Annotated in this window: 19 protein-coding genes; 16 read left to right on the top strand and 3 right to left on the bottom strand. The window is 72.6% G+C overall.

The window, feature by feature from the left end; all coding sequences use genetic code 11:
* Positions 1-10: 10 nt before the first annotated feature.
* Complete coding sequence (locus ACWCP0_RS12715; protein WP_451078828.1) at positions 11-1,330, bottom strand: diaminopimelate decarboxylase; 1,320 nt, start codon at positions 1,328-1,330, stop codon at positions 11-13.
* Positions 1,331-1,435: 105 nt separating this feature from the next.
* On the opposite strand from ACWCP0_RS12715, the gene hutU reads away from it, so the two are divergent.
* From hutU to ACWCP0_RS12635, 16 genes are all read left to right on the top strand, one after another.
* Positions 1,436-3,112 carry a urocanate hydratase gene (hutU, locus tag ACWCP0_RS12710; RefSeq protein WP_451078827.1) on the top strand — a complete coding sequence of 559 codons (1,677 nt, stop codon included), beginning with the start codon at positions 1,436-1,438 and terminating at the stop codon, positions 3,110-3,112.
* Positions 3,113-3,258: 146 nt separating this feature from the next.
* Complete coding sequence (locus tag ACWCP0_RS12705) at positions 3,259-4,449, top strand: allantoate amidohydrolase (RefSeq protein ID WP_451078984.1); 1,191 nt, start codon at positions 3,259-3,261, stop codon at positions 4,447-4,449.
* On the top strand, positions 4,446-5,792 hold the full coding sequence (locus ACWCP0_RS12700) for a formimidoylglutamate deiminase (RefSeq protein ID WP_451078983.1): 1,347 nt from the start codon (positions 4,446-4,448) through the stop codon (positions 5,790-5,792). Before ACWCP0_RS12705 ends, ACWCP0_RS12700 begins: the two co-directional genes overlap by 4 nt.
* Before the next feature lie 203 nt (positions 5,793-5,995).
* Positions 5,996-6,235 (top strand): hypothetical protein, encoded by a 240-nt coding sequence (locus tag ACWCP0_RS12695; protein ID WP_451078826.1) that lies wholly within the window; start codon positions 5,996-5,998, stop codon positions 6,233-6,235.
* Between the two features lie 29 nt (positions 6,236-6,264).
* Positions 6,265-6,621, top strand: a complete 357-nt coding sequence (locus ACWCP0_RS12690; protein WP_451078825.1) for a DUF6247 family protein — start codon at positions 6,265-6,267, stop codon at positions 6,619-6,621.
* On the top strand, positions 6,618-6,902 hold the full coding sequence (locus tag ACWCP0_RS12685) for a hypothetical protein (protein ID WP_451078824.1): 285 nt from the start codon (positions 6,618-6,620) through the stop codon (positions 6,900-6,902). Before ACWCP0_RS12690 ends, ACWCP0_RS12685 begins: the two co-directional genes overlap by 4 nt.
* A 53-nt stretch (positions 6,903-6,955) precedes the next feature.
* Positions 6,956-8,167 carry an imidazolonepropionase gene (gene hutI, locus ACWCP0_RS12680; protein ID WP_451078823.1) on the top strand — a complete coding sequence of 404 codons (1,212 nt, stop codon included), beginning with the start codon at positions 6,956-6,958 and terminating at the stop codon, positions 8,165-8,167.
* 167 nt (positions 8,168-8,334) lie between these two features.
* Entirely contained in the window at positions 8,335-8,895 is a 561-nt protein-coding gene (locus ACWCP0_RS12675) for an SMI1/KNR4 family protein (protein WP_451078822.1), read from the top strand.
* Between the two features lie 46 nt (positions 8,896-8,941).
* On the top strand, positions 8,942-9,499 hold the full coding sequence (locus ACWCP0_RS12670; protein ID WP_451078821.1) for a DUF6882 domain-containing protein: 558 nt from the start codon (positions 8,942-8,944) through the stop codon (positions 9,497-9,499).
* A gap of 4 nt (positions 9,500-9,503) precedes the next feature.
* Entirely contained in the window at positions 9,504-10,196 is a 693-nt protein-coding gene (locus tag ACWCP0_RS12665; RefSeq protein ID WP_451078820.1) for an aspartate/glutamate racemase family protein, read from the top strand.
* A gap of 189 nt (positions 10,197-10,385) precedes the next feature.
* Positions 10,386-11,462, top strand: coding sequence for a GNAT family N-acetyltransferase (locus tag ACWCP0_RS12660; protein WP_451078819.1), 1,077 nt, complete (start codon positions 10,386-10,388; stop codon positions 11,460-11,462).
* Positions 11,463-11,535: 73 nt separating this feature from the next.
* Complete coding sequence (locus ACWCP0_RS12655; RefSeq protein WP_451078818.1) at positions 11,536-12,789, top strand: glycosyltransferase; 1,254 nt, start codon at positions 11,536-11,538, stop codon at positions 12,787-12,789.
* Positions 12,790-12,977: 188 nt separating this feature from the next.
* Positions 12,978-13,754 carry a polysaccharide deacetylase family protein gene (locus ACWCP0_RS12650; protein ID WP_451078817.1) on the top strand — a complete coding sequence of 259 codons (777 nt, stop codon included), beginning with the start codon at positions 12,978-12,980 and terminating at the stop codon, positions 13,752-13,754.
* 102 nt (positions 13,755-13,856) lie between these two features.
* Positions 13,857-15,749, top strand: a complete 1,893-nt coding sequence (locus ACWCP0_RS12645; protein WP_451078816.1) for a hypothetical protein — start codon at positions 13,857-13,859, stop codon at positions 15,747-15,749.
* Positions 15,750-15,907: 158 nt separating this feature from the next.
* Positions 15,908-16,315, top strand: a complete 408-nt coding sequence (locus tag ACWCP0_RS12640) for a hypothetical protein (protein ID WP_451078815.1) — start codon at positions 15,908-15,910, stop codon at positions 16,313-16,315.
* Positions 16,316-16,356: 41 nt separating this feature from the next.
* Complete coding sequence (locus tag ACWCP0_RS12635) at positions 16,357-17,448, top strand: glycoside hydrolase family 26 protein (protein WP_451078814.1); 1,092 nt, start codon at positions 16,357-16,359, stop codon at positions 17,446-17,448.
* On the opposite strand, the gene ACWCP0_RS12630 is transcribed toward ACWCP0_RS12635, so the two are convergent.
* Together ACWCP0_RS12630 and ACWCP0_RS12625 are read right to left on the bottom strand one after the other, a co-directional pair.
* Positions 17,423-19,603: a lipopolysaccharide biosynthesis protein gene (locus tag ACWCP0_RS12630; RefSeq protein WP_451078813.1), complete on the bottom strand. Its 2,181-nt coding sequence runs from the start codon at positions 19,601-19,603 to the stop codon at positions 17,423-17,425. The genes ACWCP0_RS12635 and ACWCP0_RS12630 overlap by 26 nt on opposite strands.
* The gene (locus ACWCP0_RS12625; RefSeq protein WP_451078982.1) at positions 19,596-20,804 is read right to left on the bottom strand and encodes a DegT/DnrJ/EryC1/StrS family aminotransferase; all 1,209 of its coding nucleotides are present in this window, start codon (positions 20,802-20,804) and stop codon (positions 19,596-19,598) included. Before ACWCP0_RS12625 ends, ACWCP0_RS12630 begins: the two co-directional genes overlap by 8 nt.
* Between the last annotated feature and the right edge of the window lie 13 nt (positions 20,805-20,817).

The raw sequence follows: 20,817 nt of genomic DNA, 5'->3' as shown, positions 1-20,817 counted from the left end.
CAACCGCCCGCTACAGCAGTGCCTCCGCGTGGGCCCCGCCGGACTCCGCGACGATCTCGTCCAGGGTCTGGGCGTCCCGCACGGTCGTGAAGGCGACCCCGCCGGGACCCGTGCGGAAACCGTGCACGGCAGGGCGGGCGAGGCTGTTGTACGCGTAGTGGTTGGTGAAGTAGTACGCGCCGGTGTCCAGCACCGCCACCACGTCGCCCTGCTCCAGCAGCGGGAGGCTCCGGGCCTCGGCGAGCAGATCGCCCGCGAAGCAGGCGGGCCCGGCGACGTCCTGGACGACGTCGGGCCCCGTCCTGGGCCGGCCCTTGGCGTCGTACGCGGCGACGCGGACCGGCCACGAGGTGGGGTCGTACACGGTACGGGTCGCCACCTGGGCGCCCCCGTGGGTGATCGCGATGGGCCGGGACCCCGTCGTCTTGGTGTACTCGACGCGGGCGAGGAGCGTGCCGTGCTTGGCGAGCAGTGACCGGCCGAACTCGGTGACCAGGCCGTACCGCCCGTCGAACAGCCCGGGAACCTCTCGGCGCAGCAGCCGGGCGTAGTCGGCGAAGGTCGGGGTCTCGTCGTCGGACGCGAAGTTGACGGGCAGCCCGCCGCCGATGTCGAGCGTGTCGATCTGCTGCCGCCCCGCGGCCGCGTTGATCTCCTCGGCGAGCTCGTACACGGCCCGTACGCCCTCGGCCATGAGGCCGAGCGGCATCCCCTGCGAGCCGGAGTGGGTGTGCAGCCGGGTCAGCCAGGGCCGGTCGAGACAGGCGCGGACGATCCGGTCGCGGGCGCCTTCGTCGCGCAGCGCGATCCCGAACTTCGACGTAGCGGTGGCGGTGGACAGGGCCCCGATGGTGCCGGCGCCGATCTGTGCGTTCACGCGCAGACCGATGGGGGACCGGGGCGGCGCGGGCGGCGTGACCTGGACGAGGGCGCCGATCCGGCAGAGCTCCTGCAGGTTGTCGGCATTGACGGCGATCCCGCCCGTGAGGGCCGTGTGCAGCTCGGCGAGCGTCTTGGCGGGGGAGTCGAACACGGTCCGACCGGGTGGTACGCCGGCGGCGCGGGCCAGCGCCAGCTCGCCGGGGCTGGCGACCTCCGCGCCGATGCCCTCCTCGTGCAGCAGCCGCAGGACGGGCACCAGAGGGGTGGCCTTCACGGCGAAGGCGTGCAGGACCGGGGCATCGGTGATCTCCTGGAAGGCGGCCCTGAGCGCGGCGGCGGAGGCGCGGATGCCGGCGGTGTCGAGGAGCGCGGTGACGGGTTCGGTCTCCGTGAGCAGACCCTGTTCCACGGCCGCGCGTACGGCCTGATCGCGACGGACTGAAGCCATGAGGTCCAGCCAATCATCCGAAGCCACCGGCCGCAGTGGTTGACTGAAATTATTCAGCGCGCGAGGATGTGAATAGAAGAGTCAACGTCGCGAGGAGGCATCGGCATGTCTGGACCCCGTCCCGTACGGGCACCGCGTGGTACGGAACTGAACACCCTCGGGTGGCAGCAGGAAGCCGCGCTGCGCATGCTCCAGAACAACCTCGACCCGGAGGTCGCCGAGCACCCCGACAAGCTCGTCGTCTACGGCGGCACGGGCAAGGCGGCCCGGGACTGGCGCTCCTTCGACGCGATGGTGCGCACGCTGCAGACGCTGAAGCAGGACGAGACGATGCTCGTCCAGTCCGGCCGCCCGGTCGGTGTGATGCAGACCCACGAGTGGGCGCCGCGCGTGCTCATCGCCAACTCCAACCTGGTCGGCGACTGGGCGAACTGGGAGGAGTTCCGGCGCCTGGAGGCCCTCGGGCTCACCATGTACGGCCAGATGACGGCCGGCTCGTGGATCTACATCGGCACCCAGGGCATCCTGCAGGGCACGTACGAGACCTTCGCGGCGGTGGCCGCCAAGCTGCATTCCCTGAGCAAAGGGGTCGACGGCACCCTGGCGGGGACGATCACGCTCACCGCGGGTCTCGGCGGCATGGGCGGTGCCCAGCCGCTCGCCGTCACCATGAACGACGGCGTCGCGATCTGCATCGACTGCGACCCCCGCGCGATCGAGCGCCGCATCGAGCACCGCTACCTGGACGTGAAGGCCGACAACCTCGCCCACGCCCTCCAGCTCGCGGTGGAGGCCCGGGACGCCCGCCGCCCGCTCTCGATCGGCCTGCTCGGCAACGCGGCGGAGCTGCTGCCGCAGATGCTCGCCGAGGGCGCCCCGATCGACATCGTGACCGACCAGACCTCGGCCCACGACCCGCTGTCGTACCTGCCCGTGGGCGTCGACTTCGACGACATGGCCTCGTACGCGGTGAAGGACCCGGCGGGCTTCACGACCCGCGCCCGTGAGTCCATGGCCAGGCACGTGGAGGCCATGGTCGGCTTCATGGACGCCGGCGCCGAGGTCTTCGACTACGGCAACTCGATCCGCGGCGAGGCGCAACTGGCCGGCTACGAGCGGGCGTTCGCGTTCCCCGGTTTCGTTCCCGCCTACATCCGGCCGCTGTTCTGCGAGGGCAAGGGCCCCTTCCGCTGGGCGGCGCTGTCCGGCGATCCCGCCGACATCGCGAAGACCGACCGCGCGATCCTGGACCTCTTCCCGGAGAACGAGTCCCTGGCCCGCTGGATCAAGTTGGCGGGCGAGCGGGTCCACTTCCAGGGCCTGCCGGCGCGCATCTGCTGGCTGGGCTACGGCGAGCGCGACCGCGCGGGCGAGCGCTTCAACGACATGGTGGCGAGCGGCGAGCTCGCGGCCCCGCTGGCCATCGGCCGTGACCACCTCGACTGCGGCTCGGTCGCGTCCCCGTACCGCGAGACCGAGGCGATGCTCGACGGCTCGGACGCGATCGCCGACTGGCCGCTGCTGAACGCGATGGTGAACGTCGCGTCCGGCGCGTCGTGGGTGTCGATCCACCACGGTGGCGGCGTCGGCATGGGCCGCTCGATCCACGCGGGTCAGGTGACGGTGGCGGACGGCACGAAGCTGGCCGGCGAGAAGATCCGGCGGGTCCTGACGAACGACCCGGGGATGGGCGTCATCCGGCATGTCGATGCCGGCTACGACATCGCCGAGTCCGTCTCCGAGGCCAAGGGCGTCCGCATCCCGATGCGGGAGGGCCAGTGACCCGGTCTGCGGGCGACGGTTCCTCCCCCGAAGTTCCGCCCGGGAAGAACCCCCGGGCGGAACGGGCGGGCACGAACCCACCCACCGGCCCGCAGCCGGACGGCGCGAACGACCGCCCGCAACCCGGTGGGGACTCCTTCCACGCGATGTGGGCCGACCTCGCGCCCGTCGGGCGCAACCCGGACAGTGGCGGCTACCGCCGCTTCGCCTGGACCGGCGCCGACGCCGACTGCCGGACCTGGTTCCAGGAGCAGGCCGAGGCGCGCGGCCTCACGTACGAGACCGACCGCAACGGAAACCAGTGGGCGTGGCTCGGCGACCCCACCGCCGGTGACGCCGTCGTCACCGGCTCCCACCTCGACTCCGTCCCCGACGGCGGCGCCTTCGACGGCCCCCTCGGTGTCGTCTCCGCCTTCGCCGCGCTCGACGAACTGCGCGGCAGGGGAGTGGAGTTCACCAAGCCGGTCGCGATCACCAACTTCGGTGACGAGGAGGGCGCCCGCTTCGGCCTCGCCTGCGTCGGCTCCCGCCTCACCGCCGGGCAGCTGACCAAGGAGAAGGCGTACGAGCTCAGGGACGCGGACGGGGTGACCCTTCCCGAGGCCATGGAGGCGGCCGGTTACGACCCGGACGCCATCGGCCCGGACCCCGGGCGCCTGGCCCGTATCGGCGCGTTCGTCGAGCTGCATGTCGAGCAGGGCCGCGCCCTCGACCTCTCGGGGGACGCCGTCGGCATCGCGAGCGCCATCTGGCCGCACGGCCGCTGGCGGTTCGACTTCCGCGGCGAGGCCAACCACGCCGGCACCACCCGCCTCGTCGACCGCCGCGACCCGATGCTGACGTACGCGCAGACCGTCGTCGCCGCCCGCCGCGAGGCGGAACTCGCTGGTGCGGTCGCCACCTTCGGCAAGATCTCCGTCGAGCCGAACGGCGTCAACGCCATCCCGTCCCTCGTCCGCGGCTGGCTCGACTCGCGCGCCGCCGACCAGGCGACCCTCGACACGGTCGTCGCCGCGATCGAGCAGGCCGCGAAGGAGCATGCGCAGCGGGACGGCGTGGACCTCGCGGTCGTCCGGGAGTCGTTCACCCCGGTCGTCGAGTTCGCCCACGCGCTGCGCGACGAGCTGAACCGGATCCTCGGCGGTCAGGTCCCCGTTCTCGGCACCGGCGCGGGACACGACGCGGGAATCCTGTCCGGCTCCATTCCGACCGCCATGCTGTTCGTACGGAACCCGACGGGCGTCTCGCACTCCCCGGCCGAGTACGCGGCCGAGGACGACTGCGTCGCCGGGGTCCTCGCGCTCGCCGATGTACTGGAGGGTCTGGCGTGCAGATGACCACGTACTGGCTGGAACACGCCTGGCTCGGCACGCATGTCGAGCCGGGTGTGGCCCTCGATGTGTCGGCGGGCCGGATCACCGCCGTACGGACCGGGGCGGAGTCGCCGGAGCCGGGCGCCGAGGTGCTGCGCGGCCTCACGCTGCCCGGCTTCGCGAACGCCCACAGCCACGCCTTCCACCGGGCCCTGCGCGGGCTCGTCCAGGTCGGGTCGGGGACCTTCTGGACCTGGCGCGAGTTCATGTACCAGGCCGCTTCGCAGCTGACGCCGGAGTCGTACCACGCGCTGGCGCGGGCCGCGTACGCGGAGATGGCACTGGCCGGGGTCACGGCGGTGGGCGAGTTCCACTACGTGCACCACGCGCCGGGAGGCGCCCCCTACGCCGACCCGAACGCGATGGGCGAGGCGCTGATCGCGGCGGCGGAGGACGCGGGGATCCGGATCACGCTGCTCGACACGGCGTATCTGTCATCGGCCATCAGGAACAAGCACAGCGGGGAGCCTCCGAACCACCACCAGCTCCGCTTCTCCGACGGCACTGCCGAGGCGTGGGCCGAGCGCGCGTCGCTGCTCAAGGAGCGGGACGGCGTGCGGATCGGCGCGGCGATCCACTCCGTACGGGCGGTTCCGGCGGAGCAGATGTCCGTCGTCGCTTCCTGGGCGGGCGAGCGGAACGCTCCCCTCCATGTCCACCTCTCCGAGCAGACCGCGGAGAACGACGCCTGCCTCGCCGCGCACGGCTGCACGCCGACGCGGCTGCTCGCCGACCACGGTGTGCTGGGGCCTCGAACGACGGGCGTCCACAACACCCATCTCACGGACGAGGACATCGCGCTGCTCGGCGACAGTGGGACCGGCACCTGCATGTGCCCGACGACCGAGCGGGATCTGGCCGACGGGATCGGGCCCGCGCGCGCCCTCCAAGGCGCGGGCTCCCCGCTCTCGCTCGGGAGCGACAGCCATGCGGTGATCGACCTCCTGGAGGAGGCGCGCGCGATGGAACTGAACGAGCGCCTGCGTTCGCGCACGCGTGGGCACTGGACGGCCGCGGCGCTGCTGCGTGCCGCCTCGGAGGACGGCCACGCGGCACTGGGCTGGGACGGGGCGGGCCGCCTGGAGGCGGGTGCGCTCGCCGACTTCACGACCGTCGCGCTGGACACGGTGCGGACGGCGGGGCCGGTGCCGAGGCTGGGCGCGGAGACGGCGGTCTTCGCGGCGACGGCTGCGGACGTCCGCCACACGGTGGTGGCGGGCCGCCACGTCGTCCGGGACGGCGTGCACACCCTGGTCCCGGACGTGCCGTCCGCGCTGACGGAGGCGATCGCGGCGCTGCGGGCGTGACGCCAGGATGGTTCGCTTGATCGACGTCCGGCCCGTCGCTCGCAGCGCATGGTTGTGCACGGGTGTCGGACGCCCGGGTACTCGAAGTCTTCTGTCGTACCGACATGACCGGACCCCGTACGTCAGCCGCATACCGCGGGGCGTCCGAATGCGGAACGACTCGGCCGTTGCATTCGGCCGTTCGTTTCGGCATTCTGAGGACCATGGCCCGAACTGCCACACCCGAGGATCCCCGCATTCAACGCCTGGAGCGCGCCACGAAGCGCCTGGCAGACGCAGAGAAGGAGTTCGACGCCGCACTGATCGACCTCCTGGAGCACGGCCCCCGAGGCGCGCAGGCGGCTGCAACCCGTATTACCGGCATGAACCGTGACACCCTGCGCCGACGCCACCGGGACCATGAAGGCCAGAAGGAGAAGGGCGAAGCGGCCAACGCCGCCTGACCGAGCCACTTCCGTCCCAGGAGCCCCATATGACCGCTCAGCCCACCGAGCCGACAGGCGACGCACCCCTCATCCGCATGCCTGAGAAGACCCCGGCCGCCCTCCGTGTCGCCGTCGCGCGACTCGACCCTGATGCCCTCCCGCGCTTCGATGCCGACTGGGCCACCGCCATCGACCAGGCCCGCGATGAGTACAGCCTTCTCCCCGGCCGCCATTTCACCGAGCACTGGTGGGCCTGGGTCGCCGTTACCCGCTGGCCCGCCCGCGCCGGTCGACTCCGCGAGTGTGAACACATCGTTGCCGCGTCCGACGATCGCGCCGCCCGGCGCGCTGCCGCCGCGGAGATCGGCCGCATCCTTGCCGACGCGGAGGCCGCGGCCGCGTGAGTGACTGGACCTGGGAGTACATTCCCGACGCCGAGCACGTCGTCGGCGGGCTCACGGAAGGACAGCGCCGCGACATCGAGCACGTCGCACAGCGCATCGCCGACGCCGTCGGTGTGCGCCGCATCGGCCGCCCTTTCGGCATCACTGAAGCCGCTTCCGGCGTCCTGAGCCACGGGGACGGACCCGTGATGCTCTGGTACAAGGAGGACTACCGCGACGACGTGGTGCTGATCCTGCGCGCTCACCACTTCAACGCCGACGTTCTCCCGGAGGACGAGTGAACCCGACAGGAACGGGTTGCGATGCCGCGGAAGACCACCACCGACAGGAACCCATGAGCACCACCACCCTCATCACCAACATCGGCAGCCTCGTCACCAACGACCCCACCGCCACCGCCGGTGACGGCAGCCCGCTCGGTCTGGTCCAGGACGCCGCCGTCGTCCTGGAGGCCGATCGCGTCGCCTGGGTCGGCCGCGCCGCCGACGCCCCGCCTGCCGACACGGTGCACGACGCGGGGGGCCGGGCCGTGATCCCCGGCTTCGTCGACTCCCACTCGCACCTGGTCTTCGCGGGCGACCGCACCCAGGAGTTCAACGCCCGCATGTCAGGCCGCGCCTACTCCGCGGGCGGCATCCGGACCACCGTCGCCGCGACCCGCGCCGCCACCGACGAGGAGCTGGAGGCGAACCTCACCCGCTACCTCGACGAGGCCCTGCGGCAGGGCACGACGACGTTCGAGACCAAGTCCGGCTACGGGCTCACGGTCGAGGACGAGGCCCGCGCCCTGCGGATCGCGGCCCGGCACACCGACGAGGTGACGTACCTCGGCGCCCACGTCGTGTCCCCGGACTACGCCGACGACCCGGCCGCGTACGTCGCCCTCGTCACCGGCGAGATGCTCGACGCCTGCGCGCCCCACGCCCGCTGGGTCGACGTCTTCTGCGAGAAGGGCGCCTTCGACGGCGACCAGGCCCGTGCGGTCCTCACCGCGGGCATGGCGAAGGGCCTCGTCCCGCGTGTGCACGCCAACCAGCTGACCTACGGCCCCGGGGTGCAGCTCGCCGTCGAGCTCGGCGCGGCGTCCGCCGACCACTGCACCCACCTCACGGACGAGGACGTCGACGCGCTCGCGAACGGCGACACCGTCGCGACCCTGCTCCCCGGCGCCGAGTTCTCCACCCGTGCCGCGTGGCCCGACGCCCGCCGTCTCCTCGAGGCCGGTGTGACCGTCGCCCTGTCGACCGACTGCAACCCGGGCTCGTCGTTCACGTCCTCCGTGCCGTTCTGCATCGCGCTGGCGGTACGGGACATGGGGATGACCCCGGACGAGGCCCTCTGGTCCGCCACGGCCGGCGGCGCCGCGGCCCTCCGCCGCACCGACATCGGCCGCCTCACCGTGGGGGCCCGCGCCGACCTCGCCCTCCTCGACGCCCCGTCGCACGTCCACCTGGCGTACCGCCCGGGCGTGCCCCTGGTGTCGGCCGTGTGGCGGCGGGGCATTCAGGTGGCCGGGCAGGCAGGCCCGGACCACGACGCCCGGTAGCGGGTTCCACCGCCCCGATCGCACGTGGCCTCCGTGAGCATGAGTGCGTTCCCGCCGCTCCTGATGCCGGCCGGTACCCTCATCGCCCCTCCTCCCCCGCGCCCCGCTCGGCCGGGGGTGGGGGAGGGGCCACAGTCGCTGTCAGAGCCGGGCGCTATCAATGACACATGGAAACCGAGCATGCCGACCCTGACGACCTGGCCGCGCTGCGCGCCGCCTTCGGTGTGGACGACGGTGGGGAGTCGGCGCTGGGCTGGGAGGCGGTGCGCGCCTTCGAGGCGGAGCACGGTGTCGTCCTGCCCGAGCCGTACCGGACGTTCGTGGCGGAGATGACCGACGGGTCGTACACCGGGCCGCCGGATTACGGCCTGGTGGGGCTGGCCGAGCTGCCGGACGACTGGGGAGACGACCGTCCTGTCCGCGACGTGAGCCGGCCCTTCCCGCTGACCGAGGCGTGGCTGTGGGAGGAGGACCCCAGACCGTTCGAGGAGATCGAGCCGATCCTCGACCCGGTCTTCGACCATGGGTCGATCGTGCTCGGCACCGATGGCTGCGGAATGTACTGGCACCTCATCGTGACCGGACCGCACCGAGGGCACATCTGGAACATCTGCGGTGAGGGCGCTGCGCCGTTCGGGGCGGAGTTCGGGTCCACCACCGGTGACCCCGGGTTCGCCGGGTGGGTCAGCCATTGGGCCGCGAACAAGCCGTGGTTCGACGCGGTGTGAGGTGCTGGACGCTCGATCGTCCGGTGGACCTGGCAGACTCCGCGGCATGGGAATGTTCGAGCGAGCCCGCAAGCCGGACCCGGAGGGCGCCACGGCAGGTGCCGATCACGTCGATCAGACCGACCTGAGCACCCTGCTCCTGCAGGGCGAGGACATGATCGACCAGTTGGCCCGGGCGCACATGTCCTGGGGGCTCGGTTCGGCGGATCGGTGGGGGCTTGATCAGCGCACCGGCGTCATCACCTGGACGTTCCCTGACAAGGTCGCCACCGCGTCGGCGCAGATCCTCGGCAGTTACAACCCCACGGCGGGCTCGTGGCTCTGGGCGTGGGCCAACCAGAGCGTCCTCCCCGAGATGAGCCGCGACGCCCGCGCCGTCCGCGACTGGGCGGAGGCTCACGGCCATCTCGCCCTCACCGAGCCGAAGGTCGATGCCGACGAGCAGCAGGCGGCGACACTGGCCGCTCTGGCCGTCAGGATCACCAAGGCCGCGGGCTTCTACCGGGGGTCGGGCGGCAGCTCGATCCCGGTCATCACGTTCGGGCCGGTCACGCTGACCGCCGAGGACGGCAGCACGTCGACCTTCACGGTCGACATCGCGTGAAGCCATGAAGACCATCGGCCTGATCGGCGGCATGAGCTGGGAGTCCAGCGCCGAGTACTACCGGCTCCTGAACGAGCTCGTACGGGAGCGGGCCGGCGGGCTGCACTCCGCCCGCTGCATCCTGCACTCCGTCGACTTCGCCGAGATCGAGGAGCTCCAGGTCGCCGGGGAGTGGGACCAGGCCGGGGAGATCCTCGCCGAAGCCGCTCGCGGGCTGGCGGCCGCGGGCGCGGACTTCCTGCTGATCTGCACGAACACCATGCACAAGGTCGCCGACCAGGTCGCCGCCGCCGTCCCCGTACCGCTGCTGCACCTGGGCGATGCCACCGCGGAGGCAGTGAAGGCCGTCGGTGTCGCAAAGGCGGGGCTGCTCGGCACCGCCTTCACGATGGAGCAGGACTTCTACCGCGACCGGCTGGCCGGGCACGGACTCGAGGTGCTCACCCCCGACGCCGCGGGCCGCGCGGAAGTGCACCGCGTCATCTACGAGGAACTGTGCCTCGGAGTCGTACGGGAGGAGTCGCGGCGCGCCTACCAGCGCGTCATCGGCGAGCTGGTGGAGCAGGGCGCCGAGGGGATCATCCTCGGCTGCACCGAGATCGAGCTGCTGATCCGCCCCGAGGACAGCCCCGTTCCGGTCTTCGCGACGACCCGGCTGCATGCGGAGGCGGCCGTACGGGCGGCGCTGGGGGAGTGAGCTCCACCCAGAGCACCCGGTCCCTTTCGCCCCACCCTTCACAGAGCTTTACATCGCTTCACGGCTTGGTCACGGCTTGACCCGCTCGCCCTATCCCCGGGGGATTTCGGCCGGTACCGTCCTGTCCGGGGAAGCTCGAGGGGGAAGCTCGAGAGGGAAGTCCGGGGCCGGGGGGTCGTGTTGAGCGGTGTGCACATTCGTGTCGTGAAACCCGGGGAGCTCGACGAGGGGGAGACCGAGTCCTGGCGCGAGCTGCGCGCCAAGTCCGGCGCCCCCGCCAATCCGTTCATGGAACCGGAGTTCACCCTGGCGGTCGCGGGCGTCCGGCCCGGCGCGCGGGTCGCGGTCATCGCGGACGACGGGGTTCCGGCCGGGTTCTTCCCGTACGAGAGAGGGCCGTTCGGACACGGCAGGGCCATCGGGCTCGGCGTGTCCGACTGCCAGGGCGTGGTGCTGCGGCCCGGGCTGCGGCTGGCCTCCCGTGAGCTGCTCCGCGCATGCGGGCTGTCCGCCTGGGAGTTCGACAATCTGGAGGCGGGGCAGACCCTCTTCGTGCCCGATGGTGTGGAGGAATTCGCCTCGCCGGTGATCGACGTCGGGGAGGGTTACGCGGCGTACGTGGAGCGGCTGCGGGACCGCTCGCCCAAGTTCTACCGGACCACCACCGCCAAGGAGCGAAAGCTCGGGCGGCAGGCAGGGGAGACGCGGTTCGTCTTCGACGAGCGCGACCCGGCCGCGCTGCGCACCCTCATGGAGTGGAAGTCCGCGCAGTACCGCAGGACCGGCCGCCGCGACCGCTTCGCGCGGGAGTGGATCAGCACGCTGGTGCGGCGGCTGCACGAGACCCGCACGCCCGGCTGCTCCGGGGTCCTGTCGGTGCTGTACGCCGCGGACCGGCCCGTCGCCGCGCACTTCGGGCTGCGCTCGCGCACCGTGCTGTCCTGCTGGTTCCCGTCGTACGACACCGAGTTCGCGAAGTACTCGCCGGGGCTGATCCTGCATCTGCGGATGGCCGAGGCCGCCGCGGGCGAAGGCATCGGCATGCTCGACCTCGGCCGCGGCGCCGCCGAGTACAAGGACGCCCTGAAGACCGGGGAACTCCGCGTCCACGAAGGCTCCTCCACGCGCGCGGGGGCCGGGGCGGCGCTCTACTGGCTGAGCCGCGAGCCCGCCCGCCGTGCCCACAGCTACGTACGGAACCGGCCACGGCTCGCCGGATACGCGCAGCAGGCGCTGAGCCGGGTCGGCCGCCTGCGGCGCCACTGACCGGCACCCACATCCCAGCATCGGGGGGACGCACATGCCGCACAGTCCGAACCGCCCGCACAGACTCCGCAGCATGCAGGTCGCCGAACTCGACCTCGACACGCCCGACTCCGCCGACCCTGCCCGGGTGCTCTCGCTGCGCCCCGGGCCCGGAGGGGCGCCCGTCACCGCAGGCGAGGTGTTCGTGCTCGTACGCCTCCGCGGCCGCCCCGTCGCGACCCTGACCGGGACCGTCCCCGAGGGTACCGACCCGGCCGAGGCGCTTGCCGCGCTCGCCCGGGACCGGCTGGGCGGGATGCGGGCGCCCGCGCCCGGGCCGTACGGCGACCTGCCCCGCACGAGCGTCGTCGTCGCCACGCGCGAGCGCGCGGGCCGGCTCGCCCATGCCCTCGACTCCCTCCTCGTCCAGGACCACCCGGACTTCGAGATCGTCGTCGTCGACAACGCGCCGGTCACCGACGCCACCCGGGATCTCGTCGAGCACACGTACATGGACCAGGTCCGCTATGTGCGCGAGCCCGTGGCCGGACTGGCCGCCGCCCACAACCGGGGTGTCGCCGCCGCCGACGGCTCCGTGATCGCCTTCACGGACGACGACGTCGTCGCCGACCCGCACTGGCTCACCGCGCTCGGCACGCCGTTCGCCGAGGACCCGCGCATCGGCTGCGTCACGGGCCTGATCCTCCCGGCGCAGCTCACGACGCCCGCGCAGATCCTCCTCGAAAGCCACGGCGGTTTCGCCAAGGGCTTCGCGCCCCGCACCTATGACCCGGCGCGCCCGCCCGCCGACGAGCCGCTGTTCCCGTTCACCGCGGGCCGTTTCGGCTCCGGCGCCAACATGGCGTTCCGCACGGGCGCGCTCAAGGCCGTCGGCGGCTTCGACCCGGCCACCGGTACCGGCACCCCCGCGCGCGGCGGCGACGACCTGTACGCGTTCGCGCGGATCCTCGCCGACGGCCACCGGCTGCGGTACACCCCGGACGCGCTGGTCTGGCACCACCACCGGGAGACCCCGCAGGACCTGCGCAACCAGGCGTACGGCTACGGTGCAGGGCTCACTGCGTATCTCACCGCGCTCCTCGCCCGCCGCCCCGCCCTGCTGCCGGCGCTCCTCGCCCGGGTGCCGCGCGGACTCGCCCACGCACGGGCGATGACCGCCCACCGTGAGGGCGGCGAGGGGGTGCCCGGCGAGCACGGCACCCCCACCTATCCATGGCCGCGCAGCCTCTCCCGGCTGGAGCGTCGGGGCATGCTGTACGGGCCGCTCGGGTACGCCAAGGCCCGGCGCCGGGTGCGCGGCACACCGCTTCCCTGGGAGGGCCGATGAGCACACCCCGGACACCCCGGACACCCGGGATACCCCGGATATCCAGAACATCCGGGACACCTCGGACACCCCGGACATCCGGGATACCCGGGATACCCGGGATACCCGGGACGCCCGGGACGCCCCAGACATCCGGGACACCCGGGACACCCCGGACGCTCCCCACACCCCGGGCACCTCGCATACCCGTGCTGCTCTACCACGCCGTGATGGACGACCCGCCGGACTGGATCGCCGAATTCACCGTCAGCCCGAAGGAGTTCGGCGCCCAGCTCGACGCGATCGTCGCGAGCGGCCGCACCCCGGTCCGGATCGGCGCGCTCGCCGACCATCTCGCCGGACGCGGCGAACTCCCGCCCCGGCCCGTCGTGCTCACCTTCGACGACGGCTTCGCCGATCTCCCGGGACCCACCGCCGAGGCGCTCGCCTCCCGCGAGCTGCCCGCCACCGCGTACCTCACCACCGGCGCCATCACGCCCGGCCTCGGCAGTCTGCTGCCGCCCGCGCCGATGATGACGCTCGCGCAGGCACCGCTGCTGGAGCAGTACGGCATGGAGGTCGGCGGGCACACGGTCACCCACCCGCAGCTGGACACGCTGGGGGCACGGCGGCTGCGGCACGAACTGCGCCACTCCAAGCAGGTCCTGGAGGACGCCCTCGGCCACGAGGTGCGGCATCTCGCCTACCCGCACGGCTACAACAGCCGGGCCGTGCGCCGGGCCGCCCGGGCCGCCGGCTACGAGTCCGCCGTCGCCGTACGGCACGCACTCAGCTCGGAGACGGACGAGGCGTTCCGCATCGCCCGGCTGATCCTGCGCCGGGGCCACACCGTCGCCGACGTCGAGGCCTGGATGGACGGTACGGGCGCACGGGTCGCCCCGTACCCGGACTCGCCGGCCACGATGGGCTGGCGGATGTACCGAAGGGCGCGGGCGGCGGTGAAAGGCCCCGAATTCGCGGGGTGAGACAGGTGATGAGCCGGGTCAAATGCGGTACAGGTTCCTATACTTCGCTGAAGGGGACAGCGGCGTGACGGCCGCGACCACATCCGTGGGGGGAGTCGCACAGTGCAGCAGCAACGCGTGCCCACATCGGTCACCGGGAGCAGCGTGCTGCCTCCCGCCGAGCCCGACGACACCGCGGCGGCGCCGCCGCCCGCGCAACCCGTTCGAAGACGGCTCCACCTGTTCGGCCCGCAGACCCTCTTCAGTCTGCTGCCGCTGCTCGTGGCCGCGGGACTGTGGCTCCACGCCCTGCCCCGCATCGGCTTCCGCGACATCGGCGACTACGGCCTGCTGGACCGGTTCCCGCTCACTTTCCACGTCGCGCTCGCCGTCCTCACCGGCGGCTTCCTCGTCGCCCTGCGCCGCGCCGGGACCGCACCCTGGTGGCCGGTCACCTACTGCGTCGCAATGCTCGTGGCGCTCAAGGCGCCGCCCGCGGTGCTGTACGACTCGGTGCGCTACGCCTGGGCGTCCAAGCACGACGAGGTGATCGCGCGGCTCCTCACGGAGGGCACGGTCGACCCGACCGCCGAGCTGTCCGGCGGCATGTCCGCGTACGACCAGTGGCCGGGCTTCTTCTCCCTCAACGCGGCCCTGGTGAAGGCCTTCGGGGTCGAGGGAGCCGCCTCGTACGTCAACTGGGCGCCCGTCGCGCTCGGCGTGCTCACCCTGCCGGTGCTGGTGTTGATCTACCGCACCTTCAGCGACGACTGGCGGCTCGTGTGGACGGCCGTCTGGATCTTCCAGCTGGCCAACTGGGTGGGCCAGGACTATCTCTCCCCGCAGGGCTTCTCCTACCTGCTCTATCTGACCGTGATCGCGGTCGTGGTGCGGCACTTCGTCCGGCCCGGATCGGCGGGACCGCTGCGGGACCGCAGCGGGCTCGACCCGGCCGCGGCCGCCGTGCCGCCGCCCACCGGCACCCGGCAGCGGGCGATCGCGGTCGTGATCGTCGCCCCGCTGATCGGCGCGATCAACGCCTCGCACCAGCTCACCCCCGTGATGCTGTGCGCCACGCTCTTCGCGCTGAGCCTCACGCGCCGCTACCGCAACTGGGGCCTGCTCGCCGTCGCCGGCCTGATCATGCTGGTCTGGGACCTGACGATGGGACGGGTGCTGTTCCTGGAGACGCTCGGCACCCTGCGCGACTCGGCGGGCGATCTGCTCTCCAACTCCCGTGCCGGGTACGCGGGCGAGCCGACCGGTCCCGGCCCCGAGCTCGTCGGTACCGCCAACATCCTGATGGTGCTGGCCCTGGCCCTGCTCGCCGGGGCGGCGGTGCTGCTGCGGCGCCGACTGACCCGCAGCGCGCTGCCGCTGCTGCTGGCCGCGGCCGCACCCGTACCGATGTTCGCCGTCAACGACTACGGCGGGGAGATGCTCTTCCGTGTCTATCTGTTCGGGCTGCCGGGGACCGCGTTCTTCGCGGCGGCCGCTCTCGTCCCGGCGGTCGGCGGCGCGGGGCGGGCGCTGAAGGCCGCGCGCAGGGTTTCCGTCGTCGCCCTGCCCGTCGTGCTCACTGCGCTGCTCGTCGGCTTCCTGCCTTCGTACTACGGCAAGGAAGGCATGCACTACGCCCCGCCCGCCGAGATCGCGCTCACCCGGCGGGCGTACGACCGGGCCCCGGACGGGGCACTGATCCTCGCGACGACGGGGTCGTTCCCGGGCGCGTACCACCGCTACGACCACTACGAGCGCTGGTTCTTCACCGAGCAGGACGTGCCGGAGAACCTGAAGCTGCTCCAGGACCCGGCGGGCCATCTGGCCCGCGGGATCCCCGAGGGCCGGGTCGCGTACGTGATCCTCACCCCGACCCAGGAGAAGGCGGTCACCGGCGAGGGCTATCTGCCCCCAGGCCGCTTCGCCACGCTGAAAGCCGACCTGAAGGCGTCCCCGCTCTTCCGCGTGGTGGAGGAGAGCGAGCACGGGCTGGTCCTGCGGTATGTCGATGACTAGCGGATGTGGGCATTCGTTCCGCAGGGCCGCCGACATCGCCCGGGAGCACCTCCCGGGCGAAGCTCCCGGGCAGAAGCTCTGGGGGAAGGTGGCACAACCCACGGTGCGGGTGCCCGTACCCGTGCGTCCAGCCCGGTCCCGGTGACATGGAGGTCGCCATGCAACTGAACCCCGCACAGTCCAGAGCCGCACGCGCCGCCCTCGCCGCCTCCGGCTGGCTCGCGCTCGCCGCCACCGCGCTCCCCGGCGGTTCGCCGCTGCGCTGGATCCCGGTGCTGGCCTTCGTCACGCTCGGGCCGGGCCTCGCGCTGCTGTACCCACAGCCGCGCGAACTGCGCCCGGGCGCCCGGCTGGAGGCGCTGGCGCTGGCCGCGCCCCTCAGCCTGTCGCTCGGGGCGCTCACCGCCACCTCGCTCTTCCTGGTGGACGCGTTCTCCTCGACCGCCTTCCTGGTGGCGCTGGCGGCGTTCGCGACGGTGGCCGCAGCGCTGCCGGGTGTGCCGCTGCCGGCGGCCACCAGAGGGGCGGCCGAGCGCATCAAACCCCTCCCCGGGAGGGCCCGATGACAGGGCGTCACACACGTGGCGAACGATGGACAGGCACGTACATGGCACTCGTCCTCGCGGCCGTCGGGGCGTTGCTCGCCGGAATCGGGGTGTGGATCGCCGCATCCGACGGAAAGGAGGACGATGCCGGGCCCTCGGGCGATCATGGACTGCCCGGCAACGCGGCGTCGGGGGCGTTACCCGACGGGTCCTGCGCCCCCACCGGGACGCTGGAGCCGCGCTGCGGGGCCTGGTGGGGTGCGTACGTCCCGTACGCACGGAGCGGCTCCCTCACCGAAGCCGTGTACGCGTTCGAGAAGAAGATCGGCCGCAAGCTCGATCTCGTCTACAACTACCACGACATGTCGAACAGCCCGCTCGACGGCGAGCTCCTCACCGCCGACGAGCAGGAGCTCGGCCGGGACCGGCTGCTGATGCTGGCCTGGGAGTCCACGGTGTGGACCGAGCCGCACCACGCGGGCTGGACCGAGACCCAGCTCGGCTGGAAGAACATCGCGTCAGGGAAGTACGACCGCGACATCATCGATCCGCAGGCCCGCCGTCTCAAGGCGTACGGCAAGCGGATCTTCGTCTCCTTCGACCAGGAGACCGACTTCCGCATCAAGGAGGGCGCGGGCACCCCCGAGGAGTTCGTCGCCGCCTACCGTCACATCCACGACCGGTTCGCGGAGCTGGGCGTCGACAATGTGGTGTGGGTGTGGACGGTCTCCGGCTACCTCGGCCACGCGGAGCAGATGAAGCAGCTCTATCCGGGGGACGAGTACGTCGACTGGATCGGCATGGACCAGTACAACTACTACCTCTGCCACAAGTCGCCGAACTGGCTCGACTTCGACCGCAGTCAGCGGCCCTCGTACGACTGGCTGCGCGCCAACATCTCGGACCGGAAGCCGATCATGCTCGCCGAGTTCGCCACCGCCCCCGATCCGACGCAGCCGCGGCGCCAGCGCGACTGGTACGCCCGCATCCCCGAGGTCGTCCCCACCCTGCCGCGCGTGCGGGCGCTGGTGCACTGGAACCGTCCGGTGCCGGGCGTGGGCTGCGACCTCACCGTCAACGACGGGCCAGGTCTCGAGGGTTACCGCGAGGCGGGCCGGGACCCCTACTTCAAGCAGCCCGTCCCGACCCGCTGAAGCGCCGGTACGCCAGCGACGCGACAGCCGTCGCGAAGGCGCTGGTGAACACCGGCAGCGCGGCCGTCGCCACGGCGTCCTGCGCCGCCCAGCCCGCCACCGCCAGCACCCACACGGCGCCCGCCGTGAGCCGTTCCGGTGCGCCGACGGCGTGCATCGACACGGCGGCGAGCGCCAGGCAGAGGAGCTGGAGCACGGCGGGCAGGACGGCCAGGACGCCCTTCGGGCCGTCCAGCCCGGCCACGTCCGCGAGCAGGTCCGCGAGCGCCCCGAGCCAGGCCCCGCCGGCGGGCTGGGGGCTGATGCCGAGCAGCGGCGGCGCGCTGTGGAGCGCGGCGAAGGTGGTCAGCAGACCGGCGGTGAGCAGCACGGGCCGCAGGCGGTGCAGCGACACGGCGGCGCAGTGGACGACGATCAGCAGGACGCCCGCGGTGACGGTGACCGGGGGCACCGCGTGGAGCAGTTCTGTGCCGGACAGCCGCTCGGCGCCGACGTCGTCGGCCCGGGACAGCGGGATCCAGAACAGCCCTGCGGCGAGCCCGAGAAGCAGCCACAGCCAGGTCGCGAGCCAGGATTCGTCCCCGCGCGACTCCTGCCCGGCGGGGTCGCGGGGCTGCTCCGCCACGTGCACGGGGATCCCGAACGCCGGAGTCGCCGTCTCGTGCACGCCTCGCAGGTACACGGTCTCCCGCGTCCACTCCGCGTCGTATCCGCCGCCCTCGGCGGCCGTCGCCGCGCGCCGCTCGGCGGCCCGACGGGCCCAGCTCGTGCCGTACTCGGGCGCGGTCGGCCGCCGAGCGAACAGCCTGCCCGGCCTGGAGGGCCTCGGCTCGCGCCCGGCCAGCGCCGCCCGGATCCCCGGCACGGACACGGCGGCCATCACCGTCATCGACAGCGCCATCGCGAGCCCCGCCCCGGATATCCCGACGGGCCCGAGCAGCACCGCGGCGCTGCCCAGCACCAACGTGCACATCGCGCCCTGGAGCACGGCGAGCACACCCGTGCGCCCCTGGACGCGCAGCACCCCGATGTACAGCTCGACGACGACGCGGGGCAGCGCCGCCGCGGCGAGCAGCCGCAGGACGGTCGCGCCGTGCGCGGCGTAGTCCGGGCCGAACGGTGCGAGGATCTGCGGCGCGAACACCACCAGGACCAGGACGACGGGCACCAGCAGGATCACCATCCGCCGCAGCGCGCCGCGTACCCCGCCCGCGAGGGTCTCGGGGCTGTGCGAGGCGTGCGCGGTGAGCGAGGAGGCCATGTTGATGGCCATGAACTCCATGGTGCCGCCGACGGTGTACGCGATGTAGAAGAAGCCGTTGTGCGCGGCGTCGAAGCGGACGGCGACCATCACCGGCAGCAGGTTGATCATCGCCAGCGAGAACAGCGCCCCGACCGAGTCCCCGGCCAGGAACCGCCCGATGTCCCGCAGCCGCAGCGGCTCCCGGTCCCGGTCGGCGGCGGCCTGGCGGGGGATGAGCCGGCGGAACACCAGCCAGCCGAGCGGGAGTACGGAGAGGGCGATCGCCGCGGCCCAGGAGACGAAGACGCCGAGGACGGGCATGGCGGTGGCGAACGCGGCGAGCAGCAGCAGCTTGCCGATCGAGAACACCGCGTTGCCGACGGGCACCCAGACCGCCTTGCGCAGCCCGGTCAGCACCCCGTCCTGCAGGGTCAGCAGCGCCCAGGCCACACAGGCGGCGGTGAAGACGAGCCCGGCGGTGAGCCCGCGCAGCGGGGCGTACGACGGCCCCCAGAGGTCCAGCGTGACCAGGAAGACCGCACACGCCACGCACACGACGGCCGAACTGGCCGCGTACGCCCGCCACACGAGTGGCCCGGTCGCCCGCCCGGCCCGCGGCACGTACCGCACCACCGCGCCGATCATCGTCGTCGCCGTGATCGACGCGAGCAGCCTCATCGCCGCGATCGCCGCCGACCCCTGCCCGACGGCCTCCTCGGTGTAGTAGCGAGCGGCCACCAGCCAGAACCCGAGCCCCAGCGCGGCCGACACCCCGGTCGACAGCATCAGCGCATAGGCGTTCCGGAACATCGAGTCCCCGCCGGCCGCCCCGGCGCCCTTCTCACTGTGGAGGGGCGCCACGCCGCTGTCGACGGCATCGGCGGTCTGACGGACTCGCGTCGTCTCAGCCACCGCTCGCGCCCTCCGGGCCCTCGGCCCGGCGTTCGGGATGCGGGGGTCCGGCGCCGAAGGCTGCCGGGACCTCTGCCGGCCGCGCCCCCGACTCCCGCAGCACCGTGAGGATCCGGTCCGCCGCGAGCGGGTCGGCGGGCAGCGCGTGACGGGCGAACCAGCGGGCCGGTTCGGGGGAGGGGGAGACGTCCGTGAAGAGCTCGGACGCGTAGTCGTCGAGCGGCGGGTCGTACAGATAGCCCGTGGTGATGCGCCGACGGGCGAGTGCGGCGATCGCGGCGTCGCGGTCCTCGACGAGGAGCGGGACGCGGAACAGCGGCTGGACGGGGCCGGATCCGGGCCCGGGTGCTCCCCAGGGGCTCGCCAACAGCCTTTCCGTGCCGGCGAGATGCGCGGCGAGACGCTCGTCGAGACGGTCCAGCAGCCGGGCGGTGCGCCGGTGCCGGGCGGGTCCTGCCGCGATCCGGTAGTCGTGCATGTCGACGCGTACCCAGGAGTGCAACGGAGCGAGCGCGGGCGCCTCCGCCACCGCCTGCTTCAGTTCTCCCGCGCGCAGCGGCATCCGGATCTCCTCGCGCTCCTCCATCCCGAGCAGCCGCATCACCGCCCGCGCCGCCCGCACGAGGCGCAGCCCACGCACGCCCGCCTCCGCGTACGGCCGTAAGGCATAGGCGAGTTCGGACGAAAGACGGGACGGCACGAGCAGATCGTCGCGCGCCTCCTTCAGCGACTTCCGCAGTGCCGGGTCGGCGACGGTCACAAAGCCCCCGGTCTTCGCCGCCGTGTGCTTGGAGAGGCTGAAGACCGACGCGTCACCGTACGCGCCGACCGGCCGCCCGCCCACCCGTGATCCGATCGCGTGCGCCGCGTCCTCCAGCAGCGGGATGCCCAACGCGTCGCAGCAGGCGCGCAGTTCGGGTGCCGGGTCGGGATTGCCGTAGAGATTCGTCGTGAGGACCGCGGACAGGCCGCGCCACACGGAGTCGGGCACGGCCGCCACGTCGACGGACCCGTCCCGCGGATCGAGCGGTGCCTGGACGGGCCGGAGCCCGGCGGCGAGCACCACGAAGAAGATGACGTCGTCGTTGACCGGCGACATCAGTACCCGTCCGCCGGGCCGGCACCAGTGGCGCAGCGCCACGTACAGCCCGAGACGGCACGACGGCACGTACAGACATTCCCTGCCGAGGCGGTCGCGCATCCGCGCTTCCAGC

Source organism: Streptomyces sp. NPDC001970 (genome assembly GCF_053594115.1).
This window is presented reverse-complemented; position numbering and strand designations above follow the sequence as displayed.